This window comes from Nocardioides sp. JS614 (assembly GCF_000015265.1).
Lineage (GTDB): Bacteria > Actinomycetota > Actinomycetes > Propionibacteriales > Nocardioidaceae > Nocardioides.
The window spans coordinates 2,037,870-2,056,213 of the sequence record NC_008699.1; the positions used below are offsets into that span (position 1 = coordinate 2,037,870).

19 protein-coding genes are annotated in these 18,344 nt (G+C 72.5%); 14 read left to right on the plus strand and 5 right to left on the minus strand.

The window, feature by feature from the left end:
* Positions 1-59 precede the first annotated feature (59 nt).
* Positions 60-398 carry an HIT domain-containing protein gene (locus tag NOCA_RS11085; RefSeq protein WP_011755366.1) on the plus strand — a complete coding sequence of 113 codons (339 nt, stop codon included), beginning with the start codon at positions 60-62 and terminating at the stop codon, positions 396-398.
* A complete protein-coding gene (locus tag NOCA_RS11090; protein WP_011755367.1) occupies positions 395-1,636 on the plus strand; it encodes a hypothetical protein in 1,242 nt (413 codons plus the stop codon). Before NOCA_RS11085 ends, NOCA_RS11090 begins: the two co-directional genes overlap by 4 nt.
* Here NOCA_RS11090 and NOCA_RS11095 read toward each other — a convergent pair.
* Positions 1,624-1,929, minus strand: a complete 306-nt coding sequence (locus tag NOCA_RS11095) for a hypothetical protein (RefSeq protein WP_011755368.1) — start codon at positions 1,927-1,929, stop codon at positions 1,624-1,626. The two genes, NOCA_RS11090 and NOCA_RS11095, sit on opposite strands and share 13 nt — an antisense overlap.
* A 101-nt stretch (positions 1,930-2,030) precedes the next feature.
* Here NOCA_RS11095 and NOCA_RS11100 point away from each other — a divergent pair, with 101 nt between their 5' ends.
* The 9 genes from NOCA_RS11100 to NOCA_RS11140 all read left to right on the plus strand — a co-directional run bounded on the left by NOCA_RS11100 (position 2,031) and on the right by NOCA_RS11140 (position 10,076).
* Positions 2,031-3,068: a PhoH family protein gene (locus NOCA_RS11100; RefSeq protein ID WP_011755369.1), complete on the plus strand. Its 1,038-nt coding sequence runs from the start codon at positions 2,031-2,033 to the stop codon at positions 3,066-3,068.
* A gap of 16 nt (positions 3,069-3,084) precedes the next feature.
* Positions 3,085-3,534 (plus strand): rRNA maturation RNase YbeY, encoded by a 450-nt coding sequence (ybeY, locus tag NOCA_RS11105; RefSeq protein WP_011755370.1) that lies wholly within the window; start codon positions 3,085-3,087, stop codon positions 3,532-3,534.
* A gap of 31 nt (positions 3,535-3,565) precedes the next feature.
* Positions 3,566-4,858 (plus strand): hemolysin family protein, encoded by a 1,293-nt coding sequence (locus NOCA_RS11110; protein WP_011755371.1) that lies wholly within the window; start codon positions 3,566-3,568, stop codon positions 4,856-4,858.
* Complete coding sequence (locus NOCA_RS11115; protein ID WP_011755372.1) at positions 4,851-5,201, plus strand: cytidine deaminase; 351 nt, start codon at positions 4,851-4,853, stop codon at positions 5,199-5,201. The genes NOCA_RS11110 and NOCA_RS11115 overlap by 8 nt, the downstream gene beginning before the upstream one ends.
* Positions 5,202-5,258: 57 nt before the next feature.
* Positions 5,259-6,638: an FAD-binding oxidoreductase gene (locus NOCA_RS11120; protein ID WP_011755373.1), complete on the plus strand. Its 1,380-nt coding sequence runs from the start codon at positions 5,259-5,261 to the stop codon at positions 6,636-6,638.
* Positions 6,635-7,909 carry an SAM-dependent methyltransferase gene (locus NOCA_RS11125; RefSeq protein WP_011755374.1) on the plus strand — a complete coding sequence of 425 codons (1,275 nt, stop codon included), beginning with the start codon at positions 6,635-6,637 and terminating at the stop codon, positions 7,907-7,909. Before NOCA_RS11120 ends, NOCA_RS11125 begins: the two co-directional genes overlap by 4 nt.
* Positions 7,910-7,978: 69 nt before the next feature.
* Positions 7,979-8,752 carry a siderophore-interacting protein gene (locus tag NOCA_RS11130; RefSeq protein WP_011755375.1) on the plus strand — a complete coding sequence of 258 codons (774 nt, stop codon included), beginning with the start codon at positions 7,979-7,981 and terminating at the stop codon, positions 8,750-8,752.
* Positions 8,749-9,690, plus strand: coding sequence for a GTPase Era (gene era / locus NOCA_RS11135; protein WP_011755376.1), 942 nt, complete (start codon positions 8,749-8,751; stop codon positions 9,688-9,690). Before NOCA_RS11130 ends, era begins: the two co-directional genes overlap by 4 nt.
* Positions 9,690-10,076: a nuclear transport factor 2 family protein gene (locus tag NOCA_RS11140; protein ID WP_011755377.1), complete on the plus strand. Its 387-nt coding sequence runs from the start codon at positions 9,690-9,692 to the stop codon at positions 10,074-10,076. Before era ends, NOCA_RS11140 begins: the two co-directional genes overlap by 1 nt.
* A 2-nt stretch (positions 10,077-10,078) precedes the next feature.
* Here the strand turns inward: NOCA_RS11140 and NOCA_RS11145 are convergent, their stop codons facing one another.
* Together NOCA_RS11145 and NOCA_RS11150 are read right to left on the minus strand one after the other, a co-directional pair.
* Complete coding sequence (locus NOCA_RS11145) at positions 10,079-10,948, minus strand: septum formation family protein (protein ID WP_011755378.1); 870 nt, start codon at positions 10,946-10,948, stop codon at positions 10,079-10,081.
* Positions 10,945-11,745, minus strand: coding sequence for a septum formation family protein (locus NOCA_RS11150; protein WP_011755379.1), 801 nt, complete (start codon positions 11,743-11,745; stop codon positions 10,945-10,947). Before NOCA_RS11150 ends, NOCA_RS11145 begins: the two co-directional genes overlap by 4 nt.
* A 172-nt stretch (positions 11,746-11,917) precedes the next feature.
* Here NOCA_RS11150 and NOCA_RS11155 point away from each other — a divergent pair, with 172 nt between their 5' ends.
* Positions 11,918-13,453 (plus strand): SpoIIE family protein phosphatase, encoded by a 1,536-nt coding sequence (locus NOCA_RS11155; RefSeq protein WP_011755380.1) that lies wholly within the window; start codon positions 11,918-11,920, stop codon positions 13,451-13,453.
* Here NOCA_RS11155 and NOCA_RS11160 read toward each other — a convergent pair.
* Together NOCA_RS11160 and NOCA_RS11165 are read right to left on the minus strand one after the other, a co-directional pair.
* Positions 13,423-14,169, minus strand: coding sequence for a GAF and ANTAR domain-containing protein (locus NOCA_RS11160; RefSeq protein ID WP_011755381.1), 747 nt, complete (start codon positions 14,167-14,169; stop codon positions 13,423-13,425). The genes NOCA_RS11155 and NOCA_RS11160 overlap by 31 nt on opposite strands.
* Positions 14,166-15,014: a sigma-70 family RNA polymerase sigma factor gene (locus NOCA_RS11165; protein WP_011755382.1), complete on the minus strand. Its 849-nt coding sequence runs from the start codon at positions 15,012-15,014 to the stop codon at positions 14,166-14,168. Before NOCA_RS11165 ends, NOCA_RS11160 begins: the two co-directional genes overlap by 4 nt.
* Positions 15,015-15,299: 285 nt before the next feature.
* On the opposite strand from NOCA_RS11165, the gene NOCA_RS11170 reads away from it, so the two are divergent.
* A complete protein-coding gene (locus NOCA_RS11170) occupies positions 15,300-16,481 on the plus strand; it encodes a zinc-dependent alcohol dehydrogenase (protein ID WP_011755383.1) in 1,182 nt (393 codons plus the stop codon).
* A gap of 150 nt (positions 16,482-16,631) precedes the next feature.
* Positions 16,632-18,338 carry a 2-isopropylmalate synthase gene (leuA, locus tag NOCA_RS11175; protein ID WP_041547409.1) on the plus strand — a complete coding sequence of 569 codons (1,707 nt, stop codon included), beginning with the start codon at positions 16,632-16,634 and terminating at the stop codon, positions 18,336-18,338.
* Positions 18,339-18,344: the final 6 nt, after the last annotated feature.

Genomic DNA, 18,344 nt, shown 5'->3' on the forward strand with positions numbered 1-18,344 from the left:
TCACGCTAGTGGCACGCTCGGGGCCAGCATTCGGTTTACCCTCGCCCCGAGGAGGATTCGTGGAGGACTGCCTGTTCTGCAAGATCGTCGCGGGAGACATCCCCGGCGAGGTCGTGCACACCACCGAGCGGACCGTCGCGTTCCGCGACATCGACCCGAAGGCGCCGACGCACGTGCTGGTGGTGCCGCGGGACCACTACACGAACGCGGCGGAGCTGGCGGCGGCCGACCCGCAGGCCACGGCCGAGCTGGTGACGACGGCCGCGGCCGTCGCGGCCGCGGAGGGGTACGCCGACTACCGCATCGTGTTCAACACCGGCGCCGAGGCCGGCCAGAGCGTGTTCCACACCCACCTGCACCTGCTCGCGGGCCGGCCGCTGACCTGGCCGCCTGGATGAGCCCGACCCGGGGCCGCAGCCGGCCCGGGCTGCTCCTGGCCGTCCTCGCGCTGGTGCTGCCGCTGGCCGCGTGCGTCGCGACCGACGCCGACCGCCGGACCGGCTCGCCGCAGGACCTGCGCGCGCCTCCGGACCCGCCGCCGGTCGTGGGTGACCAGCTGGCCGGCGTTCCGCCCGGCCGGGAGCTGCCGCTGCGCCCCGGTGAGCGCCGGATGAGGCTCGCCATGCCCGCGGCGTACACCCCGTCGGCGCCGAGCGGTGCCGGGACCGACGACTACCGCTGCTTCCTGCTCGACCCCGGGCTGGACCGGGACGTGTGGCTCACCGGCAGCAACGTGCTGCCCGGCAACCCGCAGGTCGTGCACCACGTGATCCTGTTCCGGGTGCCGCCCGAGAAGACCGCCGAGGCCGAGCGCCTCGACGCCGGCACGCCGGGCGAGGGCTGGACCTGCTTCGGCGGCACCGGCATCTCCGGCGACTTCACCAACGTCGACGACGCGTCCTGGCTGGCCGCCTGGGCGCCCGGCGGGGACGAGACCAAGGTCCGCGACGGGTACGGCGTCCGCCTGGACGCGGGGTCCCGCATCGTCATGCAGGTCCACTACAACCTGCTCCAGGGTGCGGCCCCCGACACCTCGAGCACGTTGCTTCGCTGGATGCGGTCGGACCGTGACCTGACCCCCCTGCACACCTACCTCACCCCGGCGCCGGTCGAGATGCCGTGCCGGCCCGACCACGACGACTCACCGCTGTGCGACCGGGACGCGGCGGTGGCCGACGTGCTGTCCCGCTTCGGCGCCGCCGGCAACACCAACAGCCTGCTGCACCTGCTCTGCGGCACCGAGGCGCGCCCCTCGCGGACGACCTCGTGCACCCGCTACGTCAACCGGCCGGTGACCGTCCTCGGCGTCGCGGGCCACATGCACCTGCTGGGCCGGTCGCTGCGGATCGAGGTGAATCCCGACACTCCACGCGCGCGCACCGTCCTGGACATCCCGACCTGGGACTTCGACGACCAGCAGGTCCGCCCGATCCGCCCGGTGCAGCTCGTCCCCGGGGACACGGTGCGGATCACCTGCCGTCACGTGCAGTGGCTGCGGGACGTGCTGCCGGCCTTCGAGAGCAGCCGGGAGGACCGCTACGTGATCTGGGCGGAGGGCTCGACCGACGAGATGTGCCTGGGGATGCTGCAGGTCGCGTTCGACGAGAAGGAGCCGCGCTCACGTCACCACGCGTAGACCACGCGCAGGACGGCGAACACGACCGGCAGCCCGAACAGCACCAGCAGCGCCCAGGCGGTGACCCGGTGGCCGAGCTTGGTGGAGTCCAGCTGGCCGGCGAAGTCGAGGATGGCCCCGTCGGGCACGTGGTGGGTCAGCCCGATCCTGCGGGCGTCCGGCGGCAGGTGCTGGCCGGCGAACCAGTACGGCGGCGCCGGACGGTCCGGGTCGTCGAGGCTCCAGTCCTCGGCGTACGGGTCCTCGGCGTCCGGCTCCTCGCCGACACCCTCTCCCCACGCCTGGCCACCCATGCAGTCACGGTACTCGCAACTCGCTGGGCCGGTGCGGGGCCAGCCCGTACCATGGAAGGGCTCGATCGCCTATCGGAGAGGGTGCCCCGCGCGGGGCTTCCATGACAGACAGCAACCACCAGGGGGACCGCCCCGCGACCGCCACGCGGCACACGGTCGTGGTCCCCAACAGCATCAACATGGTCAGCCTGCTCGGGCCCGGCGACGAGCACCTCGGCGTGATCGAGCGGTCCTTCGACGCGGACGTCCACGTGCGCGGCAACCGGGTGGCGCTGTTCGGCGAGCCCGGCGAGGTGGCGCTGGCCGAGCGGCTCCTCGACGAGTTGGTCGCGATCATCCGCACCGGCCAGGGCGTGACGACCGAGACCGTCGAGCGAGTGATCTCGATGCTGCGTGCCGAGACCACGGAGCGCCCGGCCGACGTGCTCAGCCTCAACATCCTGAGCAACCGCGGCCGCTCGATCCGCCCGAAGACGCTGAACCAGAAGCGCTACGTCGACTCGATCGACAAGCACACGATCACCTTCGGCATCGGCCCCGCCGGCACCGGCAAGACCTACCTCGCCGTCGCCAAGGCGGTGCAGGCGCTGCAGTCGAAGAATGTCAACCGGATCATCCTCAGCCGCCCGGCGGTCGAGGCCGGTGAGCGGCTCGGCTTCCTGCCGGGCACGCTCAGCGAGAAGATCGACCCCTACCTGCGGCCGCTCTACGACGCCCTGCACGACATGATCGACCCCGAGACGATCCCGAAGCTGCTCGCCGCCGGCACCATCGAGGTCGCGCCGCTGGCGTTCCTGCGCGGCCGGTCGCTCAACGACTCCTTCATCATCCTCGACGAGGCACAGAACACCACGCCCGAGCAGATGAAGATGTTCCTCACCCGGCTCGGCTTCGGCTCGAAGATCGTGGTCACCGGCGACGTCACCCAGACCGACCTCCCCGGGGGCCAGAAGTCCGGGCTGCGCGCGGTCGAGGAGATCCTCGACGAGGTCGAGGACATCAGCTTCAACCGGCTCACCAGCCACGACGTCGTACGCCACAAGCTGGTCGGCAAGATCGTCGCGGCCTACGACGACTTCGACGCCCGCTCCGGCCGTTCGCAGGAGCTCAAGCAGGCCAACCGCCCCGGGCCGCGTTGAGTCCCGGGAGCCACCGATGAGCATCGAGATCCTCAACGAGTCCGGGCATCCGCTGGACGTGAAGCGGCTTGCCGCGCTGAGCCGGTTCGTGATGGACCGGATGCGCGTGCACCCGCTGGCCGAGCTGTGCATCAAGGCGGTCGACGAGCCCACCATCGCGCAGCTCAACGAGCAGTGGATGGAGAAGGCGGGCCCCACCGACGTGCTCGCCTTCCCGATGGACGAGCTGCGCCCCGGCCTGGTCGACGAGGATCCCGAGGAGGGCGTGCTCGGCGACCTGGTGCTCTGCCCCGACGTCGCCGCCCGCCAGGGCGAGACCGCCGGGCACGGCACCGAGGCCGAGATCGAGCTGCTCACGGTGCACGGCATCCTCCACCTGCTCGGCTACGACCACGCCGAGCCGGAGGAGCACCGGGAGATGTTCGGCCTCCAGGACGAGCTCCTGGCCGCCTGGCGCGCCCGGTGACGGGGCCGGTGAACGGTCCAGTGAGACCTCGGTGAGCGTCTGGCTGCTGCTGGCCGCGGCCGTCCTGGTCGGGCTGGCCGGGCTGTTCTCGGCGACGGACGCCGCGGTGTCGTCGTTCTCCCGGGCCCGCGCCGAGGAGCTGCTCGCGGAGGGCCGCCCGGGATCGAAGCGGCTGGTCGCGCTGCTCGACGACCTGCCGCGCTACCTCAACACCGCGCTCCTGCTGCGCCTGCTGTGCGAGGTCTCCGCGATCGTGCTGGTCACCCTCGAGGCCAGCAGTGCGTACGACGGCCGCGCGTGGCCGACCGCGCTGACGGTGATCGGCGTGATGCTGGTGGTCTCGTTCGTCGCGATCGGCGTCGCACCGCGCACCCTCGGCCGCCAGCACTCCGAGCGGTTCGCGCTGCTCTCGGCCGCGCCGCTGGCCACGGTGACGGCCGTGCTGGGGCCGCTGCCCCGGTTGCTGATCCTGGTCGGCAACGCGCTCACCCCCGGCAAGGGCTTCCGCGAGGGGCCGTTCTCGACCGAGACCGAGCTGCGCGAGCTGGTCGACCTCGCCGAGGCCTCCGCGGTCATCGAGTCCGGCGAGCGCAAGATGATCCACTCGGTCTTCGAGCTCGGCGACACCATCGCCCGCGAGGTGATGGTGCCGCGCACCGATGTCGTCTACATCGAGCGGCACAAGAACCTGCGCCAGACGCTGTCGCTGTTCCTGCGCAGCGGCTTCTCCCGGGTGCCGGTGATCGGCGAGAACCTCGACGACGTCGTCGGCATCGCCTACCTCAAGGACATCGTGCGCCGCGACTTCGAGGCGCCCGACGTCGAGTTCACCGAGCGCATCGACGAGGTGATGCGCCCCGCGCACTTCGTGCCGGAGTCCAAGCCGGTCGACGGGCTGCTCTCGGAGATGCAGGCCATGCGCCAGCACATCGCGGTCGTCGTCGACGAGTACGGCGGCACCGCCGGACTGGTGACGATCGAGGACGTGCTCGAGGAGATCGTCGGCGAGATCACCGACGAGTACGACGAGGCCACCGTCGAGGTGGAGAGCCTCGACGACGACGCCGTGCGGGTCTCCTCGCGCTACCCGATCGACGACCTCGACGAGCTGTTCGGCTTCGCGGTCGAGGAGGAGGACATCGACAGCGTCGGCGGTCTGATGGCCAAGCACCTGGGCCGGGTCCCGATCCCGGGCTCGGTGGTCGAGGCGCACGGCCTGCGGTTCGAGGCCGAGGGTGCCTCGGGTCGGCGCAACAAGATCGGCACCGTGCTGATCAGCCGGGTGGGGCCGGTCGACGACGAGAACGAGGAGAGCGATGACTGACGGCGCCGGGCTGACCGCCGAGGACGCGAAGCTGGTGACGCTCGCGCGGGCCACCCGCGCTCGGACCGGCGCGGCGGAGGGCGCCGCCGTCCGCGACGCCGACGGGCGCACCTACGCCGCCGCCACCGTGGACCTGCCCTCGCTGCAGGTCTCCGCGCTCGGCGTCTGCGTCGCGATGGCGGTCGCGAGCGGGGCCAAGGGGCTCGAGGCCGCGGTCGTCCTCACGGACGCGGCCGGGCTCGCCGACCCAGACCTCGGCGCGCTGCGCGACCTCGGCGGCACCGGCGTGGTCGTCCACCGCGGCGACCCGCGGGGGACCGTCGTCGAGACGGCGACGACCTGACGCACGCCGTACGGGCGACCTCTGACTGAAACCTGCCCGACCCCCACGTGGAGTAGGTTGCGCTGTGTGAATCTGCGTGGCTGGGCCGCACACGAGGTGGCCGTCGAGCGCCTCAGGTCCTCCTACGCCGCGATCCCGGCGGGCGCGCCGGTGCGCCTGGCGAAGAAGACCTCCAACCTGTTCCGCCCGCGGGCGGCCGCCGACGGCCCGGGACTGGACGTCTCGGGCCTGGACGGCGTGATCGCGATCGACGCCGTCGCGCGGACCGCGGACGTGCAGGGGATGTGCACCTACGAGGACCTCGTCGACGCCACGCTGCCGCACGGCCTGGTCCCGAAGGTGGTCCCGCAGCTGCGCACGATCACCCTCGGCGGCGCGGTCACCGGCCTCGGCATCGAGTCGACGAGCTTCCGCAGCGGCCTGCCGCACGAGTCGGTGCTCGAGATGGACGTGTTCACCGGCGGGGGCGAGGTCGTCACCTGCCGGCCCGGCCCGGACGGCGAGCACGGCGACCTGTTCGACGCGTTCCCGAACTCCTACGGCTCGCTGGGCTACGCCACCCGGCTGCGGATCGAGCTCGAGCAGGTGCCGGCGTACGTCGCCCTGCGCCACCTGCGCTTCGACGACCCCGGCCTCCTGGCGAAGTCGATCGCCGAGATCGCCAGGTCCCGCGCCCACGAGGGCACCCCCGTGGACGGCCTCGACGGCGTCGCCTTCGGGCCGGGGGAGTACTACCTCACCCTCGCCACCTGGACGGACGCGCCCGGACCCACGAGCGACTACACCGGGCAGCAGGTCTACTACCGATCGCTGCAGCAGCGGGAGACCGACCTGCTGACCATGTACGACTACCTGTGGCGCTGGGACACCGACTGGTTCTGGTGCTCGGGCGCCTTCGGGCTGCAGCACCCGACCGTGCGCCGGCTGTGGCCCAGGCGCTGGCGGCGCTCGGACGTCTACCACAAGCTGATCGGCCTGGACCGCCGGATCGGCTTCGCCGACTGGCTGGACCGGCGCCAGGGCCGGCCGCTGCGCGAGCGGGTCATCCAGGACGTCGAGGTGCCGGTCGAGCGGCTGCCCGACTTCCTCGAGTGGTTCGACGAGGCGGTGGGGATGCGCCCGGTCTGGCTGTGCCCCTGCGTGGCGCTGCGCAGCTGGCCGACCTACCCGCTCGAGCCCGGGCTGCTCTACGTGAACGTGGGCTTCTGGGGCACCGTGCACGTCGGCCCGGAGGCGCCGCAGGCGCCCCGCAACCGGGCGATCGAGCAGCGGGTGCACGAGCTCGGTGGCCACAAGTCGCTCTACAGCGACGCCTTCTACGACCGGGCGACGTTCGACAGGCTCTACGACGGCGACAACCTCGCCGTGGTGAAGGGTCGCTACGACCCACAGGACCGGCTGACCAGCCTCTACGACAAGGCGGTGAAGAGACATTGACTCGCCAGACCATCACGATCGCCCAGGCGTTCGACACCCTGCTCAAGGAGCCGCTCCCGCTGCGGTTCACGGCGTACGACGGCAGCGCGAGCGGTCCGGAGGACGCGCCGTTCCGCTTCGACCTGCGCAACCAGCGCGGGCTGTCCTACTTGCTGACCGCCCCCGGTGACCTCGGGATGGCGCGCGCCTACGTGACCGGCGACCTGGTCATCGAGGGGGTGCACCCCGGCGACCCGTACGAGGCGATGCGGCTGCTGCAGAAGGGCCTCAAGATGCGCCGCCCGTCCGCCGCGGAGGCGATCGAGATCCTGCGCTCGGTGGGGCTGTCGACGCTGCGCCCGCCGGCGCCGCCGCCGCAGGAGGCGATCCCGCGCTGGCGACGGGTGGTCGAGGGCCTGCGCCACTCCGAGGGACGTGACGCGGAGGCGATCCACCACCACTACGACGTGTCGAACACCTTCTATGAGTACGTCCTCGGCCCGTCGATGACCTACACCTGCGCCGTGTACCCGACCGAGGAGGCGACCCTCGAGGAGGCGCAGTTCACCAAGTACGAGCTGATCTGCCAGAAGCTCGGCCTCCAGCCGGGCCAGCGGCTGCTCGACATCGGGTGCGGCTGGGGCAGCATGGTCCGGCACGCCGCCCGCGAGCACGGCGTCCAGGTGCTCGGCGTCACCCTGTCGCGCGAGCAGGCCTCCTGGGCCCAGCAGGCGATCAAGGAGGAGGGCCTCGACGACCTCGCCGAGGTCCGGCACCTGGACTACCGCCACGTGGAGGAGACCGGCTTCGACGCGATCTCCTCGATCGGGCTCACCGAGCACATCGGCGTGCGGAACTACCCGGAGTACTTCGGCTGGATCCGCGACCACCTCCGCCCCCAGGGCCGGCTGCTCAACCACTGCATCACGCGGCACGACAACCGGCCCCGCGAGACCGGCGCGTTCATCGACCGCTACGTGTTCCCGGACGGCGAGCTGATCGGGTCCGGCACGATCATCACCCAGGTGCAGGACGCGGGCCTGGAGGTGCAGCACGAGGAGAACATCCGCGTGCACTACGCCAAGACGCTTGCCGGCTGGTGTCACAACCTCCAGGAGCACTGGGAGGCCTGCGTGGCCGAGGTCGGCGAGGAGGTCGCCCGGGTGTGGGGGCTCTACATGGCCGGCTCGCGGCTGGCGTTCGAGCGCAACGAGATCCAGCTGCACCACGTGCTCGCCACGAAGACCGACGCCAACGGGGCCAGCGGCTACCCGCTCCGCCACGCGTTCTGAGCTGCCCTCGCCCCCGAGCGAAGCTCGAGGGCGAGGACCCAGCCGCCGCCCGACCGATACGGTTGCCCGGTGAGCACCAGGGCCCAGCAGTACGACGCGCGGGTGTTGCGCCGCGAGCAGCTCTCGGCGCACCTGGTCCGGCTCACCCTCGGCGGGGCGGGACTCGCGGGCTTCGAGAGCACCGGCATCCCGGACGAATGGGTGGGGCTCGTGGTCCCCGGGCAGTTCCAGAGCCGCTACTACACGGTCCGCTCGTGGGACGGCTCGGAGCTGGTGCTCGACGTCGTCGTCCACGAGAGTGGGCTGGTCACCGAGTGGGCCCAGCTGGACGTCGAGGGGCAGGCGGTCACGATCACCGAGGCGAAGGGCTCGTTCGCGATCCCGGCCGACGCGCAGTGGCTGATCCTGGTCGGCGACCTGACCGCGATGCCGGCGATGGCCCGGATCGCCGAGACCGTCCGCGTGCGCACCTCCGTGTATGCCGAGGTCCCGGACGACCTGCCCGACTACCTCCCCCCGGGGCCGCAGGTGACCTGGCTGGACCCGCCGGGCGAGGGGGAGAGCCGGCTCGCCGAGGTGGTCGAGGGCATCGACTGGCCCGACGGTGCGGGCTACTTCTGGATGGCCGGTGAGTCGGCGCAGATGCGGGCGATCCGCAAGCACCTGATGCGGGTGCGGCACCTGCCGAGCACGGCGTACGACGTCATGGGCTACTGGCGCGGCGTCGCCCACCGCCAGCCGCGGGCCGTCGACCCCGGCCCGATCTACCGGGCGGGCAAGGCGGCCGGGAAGTCCGACGAGCAGATCTGGGCCGAGTACGACGAGGCGGGGGAGCGCCGGTGACCAACCAGGGGAGCGGGCCGCAGCCCGCGCACCGCAGCGGGTTCGTGTCGTTCGTCGGCCGGCCCAACGCCGGCAAGTCGACGCTGACCAACGCACTGGTCGGCAGCAAGGTCGTGATCACCTCCGACAAGCCGCAGACCACGCGCACGGTGGTCCGCGGCATCGTGCACCGTGACGACGCCCAGCTGATCCTGGTCGACACCCCCGGACTGCACCGGCCCCGCACCCTGCTGGGGGAGCGGCTCAACGACCTCGTGAAGACCACCCTCGCCGAGGTCGACGTGGTGGCGGTCTGCCTGCCGGCGAACGAGAAGGTCGGCCCGGGCGACCGGTTCATCGTCAACGAGATGGCCAAGATCAAGCGCACCACCAAGGTCGCGATCGCCACGAAGACCGACCTCGCGAGCCCGGACCGGATCGCGGAGCACCTGCTCGACATCGCGCGTCTCGGCACCGAGACCGGCACCGAGTGGGCGGAGATCGTCCCGGTCTCGGCGAAGTCGGGTGACCAGGTCGAGCTGCTGGCGGACCTGCTCGTCGGCCTGCTGCCCGAGGGGCCCCAGCTCTATCCCGACGGTGACCTCAGCGATGCGCCCGAGGAGATCCTCGCCGCCGAGCTGATCCGCGAGGCCGCGCTCGAGGGCCTGCGCGACGAGCTCCCCCACTCCGTGGCGGTGGTGGTCGAGGAGATGGGTCTGCGCGAGGGTCGCCCCGACGCCAAGCCCCTGCTCGACATCCACGCCAACGTCTACGTCGAGCGCGACTCCCAGAAGGGCATCATCATCGGCCCGAAGGGCGCCCGGCTGCGAGACATCGGCACCCGCGCCCGCGGCCAGATCGAGGCGCTGCTCGGCACCCCGGTCTACCTCGACCTGCACGTCAAGATCGCGAAGGACTGGCAGCGGGACCCGCGCCAGCTCAGGAAGCTGGGCTTCTGATGAGCCGTCCCGAGCCGCTCGCCCGCTGGCACGCCATCGCCGAGTCGCGCGACCCGGCCGGCCTGGCCGGGCTGCTGGCCGAGGACGTGACGTTCCGGTCCCCGGCGGTGCACACGCCGCAGGAGGGGCGGGACCTGACCACGGCGTACCTGTCCGCGGCGATCGTGGTCCTCGGCCCGACGCTGACCTACGTCCGCGAGTGGTACGACGCCTCCTCGGCGGTGCTGGAGTTCCGCGCGGAGCTGGACGGCCTGAGCGTCCACGGCATCGACATGCTGACCTGGGGCGCGGACGGCCGGCTCACCGACTTCACGGTGATGGTCCGACCGTTCACGGGGCTGCAGAAGCTGATCGAGCTGATGGCCGCCGAGCTGTTCGGTCAGTAGCCTCACGGCCCGCTCGGCGCCCAGCAGCGCCCGTAGCGCTGGCCACCGGCCCACTGCTCCGCGCTCGGCCACTCGTAGCCCCACTGGTAGTCGAGCGTGGACTCGGCGACCGCCGCGCCGGCGTCGCGGCAGCGGTCCTCCCCGGCCGCGCGGACCTGCTCCTCGCCGGGGTAGGCGTCCCCGGCCAGCGGCACGACCGCGATCGCGCGCCAGGAGTGGTCCGCGGAGCAGACCACCCGCTCGAAACCCGGGGTGCCCGGCTGCGCGGTCCCGCACATGCCGTAGCGGTCCCGGCCCGCGGGCTCGTCGAGCACGCCCGCCAGGCGCCCGGTCAGCGGTGCGAGCCGGTCCTGCGCGGCCAGGGCGACCACGTCGCAGCGGTACCACGCCGCGCCGGCGTCCGACTGCTCGACGGTCGGGGTGAACCACACCGCTCGGAGCATGCTGAGCCGCCGGTCCTCGCGGGTGCCGCCGACGAACGCGGCCAGTCGCTCGGGGCAGGCGGTGGCGACCTGGGCCTGCACCCGATCGGCGTCGACGGCGAGCAGGTGCCCGTCGACCACGGTGTCGAGCCGGCCGACGGCGAAGGTCATCGAGGTGTGCCGGCTCCCGCACTCGACCGGCGTCCGGTCGGTGGTGGGGGCGACCACCTCGTCGTAGGCCAACCGGTAGCAGGCCCGGTCCTCCGGGGCCGGCACCGGCGTGGCGGTCGGCGGCGCCGGGGTGCTGGCGGAGGCCGAGGGGGTCGGCTCGGCGGTCGGGTCGTCCCCGCCGCTGCAGCCCGCCAGGACCACGAGCCCGGCGACCACGCCCACCGCCAGACCGACGGCCAGCGCGCGGGAGGTCAGCGAGCGAGTCGCTGGTCGGCTCACTGGTCGGTCTTCGCCCAGCAGACCGAGCGGCGGTTGCCGGCGTCCCACTCCGCCTGGTGGAACCAGGTGTAGCCGAAGTCGTAGTCGACCGGGTAGTTCAGCCACGCGCCGACCGACTTGGAGCAGAAGTCGCGGGTGGTGACCTCGACGACCCGGTCGCCCGGGTACGCGTCGCCCTGGTCGCCGAGGGCGATGGTGGTCACCGCGCGCCACAGGTGTGGCTCGGTGCACGCGACCTTCACCGAACCGGCGACCGTCGGCCCGTCCGCGCAGACCATCCACTCGTCCTTGGGGCGCCCGAGCAGCAGGCCCTTGGCGGTGGTGGGCAGGTCGACGTACTCCCTGCTCTGCTCGCCGCCGCCGACCACGTCGCAGCGGTACCACCGTGCGCCGTCCGCCCAGGCGTCCTCGCTCGGCCGGAACCACGCCCAGCTGACCACGGTGCGCATCACCAGGCTCTCGTCGGCACCGAGGAAGTCCATGAACGCCTTGGAGCAGGTCTCGTAGGCCCAGGAGCCGAGGCCCTCGTCGTCGTAGTCGACGTCGTCGAACGTGCTCGGGAGCTGCCCGACGGCGTAGGTCTCGGCCGTGTGCGGCTCGGTGCACTCGACCGGCGTGGTGCTGTTGCTCGGTTCGGCCACGTCCTCGGGGGCGAGCACGCGGCAGGCACCGAGGTCCGGGGCCGCTTCGTCGGCGGCCGGCGCCGCCTTGTCGCCGCACGCGACCAGGACACCCGCCAGCGCCACCGCGAGGACGAGGGCGAGCAGGCGGGCACGGCGGCGCTCGGCCAACGGCACGGTTCCTCCTCGCAGGGTGCGGGCCCAGGGTCCGCGCGATCGTACCGCCGGGGATCCACCTCCCGGGCCCCCGGCGTAGTGATCCGGGACGGATGGGGTACCCGGGCCGCAGGGACCAGGTGCCCGCCACCGGGCAGCTGGGCGCAGGCACGCACGGACGAGGGGGTGTGAGGTGGACCGGGAAGGAATCAGGCAGCGCGACCGGTACGTCGTCACCGCCATGCAAGACGCCCTCCTGCCGGTCGGCGTGGTCGCGCTGCCCAGGGTCGACGTGGCGGCCCGGTACCTGCTCTCCGAGGATGACCGGTCGGCCGGTGGTGACTGGTTCGACACGGTCCCCCTGGGCGACGGCCGGGTCGGGCTGGTCGTCGGCGACGTCGTGGGCCAGGGCGTCACCGCGGCGTCGACCATGGGCCAGCTGCGAGCGGTGCTCACCGCCGCGCTGCTCGCTCGGGAGGACCCCGTCGAGGCGCTCGAGGAGGCGTCCCGGTTCGCCGCCGCCCTGCCCGAGGCGCGCGGTGCGACCGCGGTCGTCGCGCTCGTCGACCCGGCGGCCGGCGAGCGGGGGTCCCTGCGCTACTGCACCGCGGGCCACCCGCCGCCGCTGGTGGTGCGCGCCGACGGGTCCGCCGCCTTCCTGCCGGTCACCGGGGGCGGCCCGCTGGGGAGCGGTACGCCGCTGCAGGCAGCGGAGGCCGCCCTCGGCCCGGGCGACCTGCTGCTGCTCTACACCGATGGCCTGCTGGTCCGCCCGGACGCGGCGGCGGCGTCGAGCCTGGACGACCTGCTCGCGGCGGCCACCGACGCCTGCCGGGAGGCCGCACCGGCCGCGGCCGGGGCCGTCGCCGAGGCCGCCTGCGAGCTCACGCTGGAGCGGTTGACGCGGCGCACCGGGGTCGCCGACGACGTCACCGTGCTGGCCGCGCAGCTGCTCCCCAGCCGCACCGAGGACCTGTTGCTCGACCTGCCCGCGCTGCCGGACACCGTCCGGGTGGTCCGCCTCGAGCTCGGCGGGTGGCTGGCCGACCTGCGGCTGTCCTCGATCGACCAGCTCGCCCTCCAGCAGGCGGTCGGGGAGCTGGTGGGCAACGCGGTCGAGCACGCCTACCCTCCCGGCTCGCAGGCGCTGCACACCTCGGTGCGGGTCCGAGCCACCCACACCGATGCGGGGTGCATCGAGGTCGACGTGTCGGACCGGGGCCGGTGGCGGCCGCGCCCACCCGGCGGGACGCACCGCGGCCTGGCCCTGGCCAGCGGCTTCGTCGACCACTTGGAGCGGGTGCCGGCCGACACGGGGACCCATCTGCGGGTGCGGCACCGGGCCCTGCGCCCGGCGCACCTGCTCACCGCGACGCCCGGCGGTGCGGGCGCGGAGACCCGGGCGGCGCGGGAGCAGCCGGGCCTCAGCGTCCGGCGCAGCGCGAGTGGCGACCTGGCGCTGAGCGGCGCCGTCGACCCACTGAGCGTCGACCGCCTCGCGGCAGAGGTCCGCCGCTCGACGGCCGGGCCGGACCGCCCGGTCGTGGTCGACCTCTCGGCGGTGACGCTGCTGTGCAGTGGCGCGGTGCAGGTGCTCAGCGACGCCGTCCCCGGCGCCGGTTCCGCCCATGCCCCCGTGGTGCTGCGGACACCGGCCGGGAGCGTGGCGGAGCTGGTGCTCGAGCTGACCCGGGTGCCCTACGAGACGATCGAGGGCCCGCCCGGCTGATCCGTGCCGGCTCGCTCGTCATCCGGCCGGTCACCCGGCAGTCCGCGGTCCTCGATCACCTGCCGGGCGAGGTCGCGCAGCTTGACGTTGTGGTCGTTGGAGAACCGGTGCAGCACGTCGAAGGCGCGCTCGTAGGTCAGGCCGTAGCGCACGGCCAGCACGCCCTGCGCCATGCCGATCAGGTGGCGCGACTCCAGGGCCGCCTGCAGCCCGGAGACCAGGCGGGCCTTGCGCATCGCCTCGGTCGCGTGCGCGGCGTAGATCAGCGCGACGTCGACGGTCTCCTGGTCGAACGCGCCGGCCCGGTCGGCGTACAGGTTCAGCGCGCCGAGGGTCTCGGTCTCGGTGTGCAGCCGGATCGCCATGGCGGCGCGCACCCCGCGGTCGAGCGCGTCAGCGGCCCAGCGCGGGTAGCGGGTGTCGGTCGCGGTCTGCTGCACGATGCAGTTCTCCCGGTCGAACGCGACGTCGAGGCACGGGCCCTCGCCGTGCTCGTGCTGGAGCTGGTCGAGGCGCTCGACGTCGTCGTGGGTCGCGGCGACGGTCTGGACCCGGCCACGCCGCACCCGCAGCATGATGCCGGCCATCGTGCACGCCGGGATCGTCTCGACCGCGCGCTGGACCACCCGCTCGAACGTGACCGTCTCGTCGGGGTCGCTCAGGAGGTCGCCGCTCAGCTCGGCGAACTGTGCCGCGAGCGTGCGGGGTCCGCTCACCCGGCCTCCTTGAGCTCGTCCCTGAGGTCCCCGAGGATCCGGCTGAGCAGGCGCGAGACCTGCATCTGGGTGACGCCGAGGTCGCGGCCGATCTCCTCCTGGGTGAGGTCCTCGAAGAACCGCAGGTAGAGGATCCGGCGGTGCCGCTCGGGGAGCCGGCGTACGACGGGCGCGAGCAGCATCCGGGCCTCGGTCGCGGGCCCGTCGGCGTCCGCACCGGCGATCAGCTCGCCGACCGGAGTCTCGCCCTCGTGGCCCACTGGCTGGTCGAGGGAGGTGGGCTGGAAGCAGCCGAAGGCCGAGGCGGCGTCGCGGTACTCCTCGACCGTGGTGTCGAGCTCGGCGGCGATCTCGTCCTCGGAGGGCTCCCGGCCGCGCTCCTGGGTGAGCCGCTCGATCACCTGGTTCACCCGCCACTGGAGCTCCTGGATGCGCCGCGGGGGCCGCACCGTCCAGCCCTGGTCGCGGAAGTAGCGCTGCAGCTCGCCGCGGATGGTGGGGACGGCGTAGGTGAGCAGGTCGTTGCGCAGCTCGGGGTCGAACCGGTGCACGGCCTTGGTCAGGCCCTCGTAGGCGACCTGGCGCAGGTCCTCCTGGGGGATCCCGCGGTTGCGGAACCGGGCGGCGACCGCATCCGCGACACCGCGGTTGATCACGACGACCCGGCCGAGCACCTCCTCGCGCTCGCCTGCGTCGTCGCTGTGCTGGGCCTCGTCGAGCAGGCGCGCCGTGTGCTCGGCGCGCTCGGGGCGGGTCAGGCCGCAGTCGGGGTCCCGCGTGGGGTCCAGGCTCGGGTCGAGCCGGTCCGGAGGAGCGTCGGTGGAGGGGGCGGGCAACGTGGTCATCGGGCGTTCTCCATCCCGAGTGATGGGTCCTTGCCGGCTTCTTCAGCAAGGTTCGTGCGTCCGTCTCCTCCCGACGACGCTACCGGCTGAGCCCGGCAGCGCAACCCTCATCGGCGTCGGACGCCACGTCCAAACCCTTACCCGGGCGGTTCTGGCGAGAAACCCCGGGCCGCCGGAAGCACCCGAAGACCACCCCCAGGGGTGGGGTGATCGGCGTGTGGGCGGGCTCGTGCTGGGTACCCGGCGAGGAACCGTCGACCGCAGCTGAGAGGACGTCCGAGGAGCATGAAGGCAGTGACCTGGCAGGGCCGCAAGGACATCCGTGTCGAGGAGGTGCCCGACCCCCGGATCGAGGAGCCGACGGACGCGATCATCCGGGTCACCACGACCGGGCTGTGCGGGTCGGACCTGCACCTCTACGACCCGCTCACCCCGTTCATGACGCCGGGCGACATCGTCGGTCACGAGCCGATGGGCGTGGTCGAGGCGGTCGGCTCGGAGGTGACGGAGCTCGCCGTCGGGGACCGGGTGGTCGTCCCCTTCAACATCAGCTGCGGCTCCTGCTGGATGTGCGAGCGCGGGCTCCACAGCCAGTGCGAGACCACGCAGAACCGCGACACGGGCACCGGCGCGAGCCTGTTCGGCTACAGCTCGCTGTACGGCGCGGTCCCCGGCGGCCAGGCCGAGCTGCTGCGGGTGCCGTTCGCGGACTTCCTGCCCGTGCAGGTGCCGCACGGGCCCCCCGACGACCGGTTCATCTACCTGTCCGACGTGCTGCCGACGGCCTGGCAGGGCATCGCGTACGCCGGGGTGCCCGAGGGCGGCACCCTCCTCGTGCTCGGCGCCGGGCCGATCGGGGACATGGCCACCCGGATCGCGCTGCACCGCGGGATCCGGGTGATCGTCGTCGACCGGGTGCCCGAGCGGCTCGCTCGGGTCTCCGCCCGGGGCGCGGAGATCCTCGACCTCGGGGAGATCGACGACGTCGCCGAGCAGGTCCGGGGCCTGACCGGGGGCCGCGGCGCGGACAGCGTGCTCGAAGCCGTCGGCATGGAGGCGCACGGCTCGCCGGTCGCCGAGGCGGTGCAGAAGTCGCTGCGGCTGCTGCCCAAGAAGCTCCAGCAGCTGATGATGACCAACCTGAGCGTCGAGCGGCTCGCGGCGCTCTACCTGGCGTTCGAGGCGGTCCGCCGGGGCGGGACCGTCTCGATCTCGGGGGTGTACGGCGGCACCTCCGACCCGATGCCGATGATGCAGCTCTTCGACAAGCAGCTGCAGCTGCGGATGGGCCAGGCGAACGTCCGGGCCTGGACCGACGAGCTGCGGACGCTGCTCGAGCAGGACGAGGACCACCTCGACGTCGAGGGCTTCGCGACCCACCACCTGCCGCTCGACGCGGCACCTCAGGCGTACGCGTCCTTCCAGGCCAAGGACGACGGGATGGTCAAGGTCCTGTTCCGGCCCTGACACCACGTGGGCTAGAGTGGCCCCGTCATGACGCGCAGCCTCCTCCTTCGCTGCCGCAGCGAGGTCTGAGCCCACCAGGGCAGAGTCCGGACCCCCTCGCTGCGGAGTGACTGCGTGCGCCGGCCCCGCACCGACCCGAGCGAGGACATCATGACCATTCCCCAGCAGCAGCCCAGCGGTATGCCGTTCCGGCGCTACCGCCCGTTCCCCCCGATCGACCTGCCCGACCGCAGCTGGCCGCAGCGCACGATCACCCAGGCACCCCGGTGGCTCTCCACCGACCTGCGCGACGGCAACCAGGCACTGATCGACCCGATGTCACCCGCCCGCAAGCTGAAGATGTTCGACCTGCTCGTGCGGATGGGCTACAAGGAGATCGAGGTCGGCTTCCCGTCGGCCAGCGAGACCGACTTCAGCTTCGTGCGCCAGCTCATCGAGAGCGACCACATCCCCGACGACGTCACGATCTCGGTGCTGACCCAGGCCCGCGAGGACCTGATCGAGCGCAGCGTGCAGTCGCTGATCGGCGTACCCCGCGCGAACATCCACCTCTACAACGCGCTCGCGCCGCTGTTCCGCCGTGTGGTGTTCCGGGCCAGCAAGGACGAGGTCAAGGACATCGCCGTGCGCGGCACCCAGCTGGTGATGAAGCACGTCGAGAACAACCTCGACACGACCGTCATCGGCTACGAGTACAGCCCGGAGATCTTCACCAGCACCGAGCTGCCGTTCTCGGTGGAGGTCTGCGAGGCGGTCTCGGACGTCTGGCAGCCCGACGACGGCCGCGAGATCATCCTGAACCTGCCGGCGACCGTCGAGGTCGCGACCCCGAACGTGTACGCCGACCAGATCGAGTGGTTCTCCCGCCAGCTGACCCGGCGCGCGAACACGGTGATCTCGCTGCACCCGCACAACGACCGCGGCACCGCGGTCGCGGCGACCGAGCTGGCCGTGATGGCCGGCGCGGACCGGGTCGAGGGCTGCCTGTTCGGGCACGGCGAGCGCACCGGCAACGTCGACCTGGTCACGCTGGGGCTGAACCTGTTCAGCCAGGGCGTCGACCCGCAGGTCGACTTCTCCGACATCGACGAGATCCGGCGCACGGTCGAGTACTGCACCCAGCTGCCCGTCCACCCGCGACACCCGTACGCCGGCGACCTGGTCTACACGGCGTTCTCCGGCTCCCACCAGGACGCGATCAAGAAGGGCCTGGAGGACCTGGACCGGCAGGCCGCCGAGCAGGGCGTGCCGGTGGGGGAGCTGCCCTGGGAGGCGCCGTACCTGCCGATCGACCCGAAGGACGTCGGCCGCACCTACGAGGCCGTGATCCGGGTGAACAGCCAGTCCGGCAAGGGCGGCGTGGCCTACATCCTGAAGGCCGAGCACAAGCTCGACCTGCCCCGCCGCGCGCAGATCGAGTTCAGCCGGGTGGTCCAGGAGCGCACCGACGCCGAGGGCGGCGAGATGTCGCCCGACGAGATCTGGTCGGTGTTCTCAGCCGAGTACCTCGACCGTCGGACGCCCCTCGAGCTCAACTCCGTGCACACCTCGTCGGCGGCGGGGGAGAAGGACGCGCTCGACGTGAACGTCTACGTCCACGGCGAGCTGATGTCGCTGCACGGGGTCGGCAACGGCCCGATCGCGGCCTTCGTCAGCGCGATCAACGAGCTCCCGAACGACTGGGACGTCCGGGTCCTCGACTACGCCGAGCACGCACTCTCCGCCGGCGGCGACGCGCTCGCGGCGGCGTACGTCGAGTGCCTGGTCCGCGACCAGGTCTACTGGGGCGTCGGCGTCGACGCCAACATCGTCACCGCGTCGCTGAAGGCCGTGATCAGCGCCGTCAACAGGGCTTGACGGGCG

Coding starts and splice junctions, on each gene's coding strand:
- NOCA_RS11170 (WP_011755383.1), top strand. CDS start 15,300: ATGAAGGCAGTGACCTGGCAGGGCCGCAAGGACATCCGTGTCGAGGAG.
- NOCA_RS11100 (WP_011755369.1), top strand. CDS start 2,031: ATGACAGACAGCAACCACCAGGGGGACCGCCCCGCGACCGCCACGCGG.
- NOCA_RS11090 (WP_011755367.1), top strand. CDS start 395: ATGAGCCCGACCCGGGGCCGCAGCCGGCCCGGGCTGCTCCTGGCCGTC.
- ybeY (WP_011755370.1), top strand. CDS start 3,085: ATGAGCATCGAGATCCTCAACGAGTCCGGGCATCCGCTGGACGTGAAG.
- NOCA_RS11115 (WP_011755372.1), top strand. CDS start 4,851: ATGACTGACGGCGCCGGGCTGACCGCCGAGGACGCGAAGCTGGTGACG.
- NOCA_RS11165 (WP_011755382.1), bottom strand. CDS start 15,014: ATGACCACGTTGCCCGCCCCCTCCACCGACGCTCCTCCGGACCGGCTC.
- NOCA_RS11095 (WP_011755368.1), bottom strand. CDS start 1,929: ATGGGTGGCCAGGCGTGGGGAGAGGGTGTCGGCGAGGAGCCGGACGCC.
- leuA (WP_041547409.1), top strand. CDS start 16,632: ATGACCATTCCCCAGCAGCAGCCCAGCGGTATGCCGTTCCGGCGCTAC.
- NOCA_RS11140 (WP_011755377.1), top strand. CDS start 9,690: ATGAGCCGTCCCGAGCCGCTCGCCCGCTGGCACGCCATCGCCGAGTCG.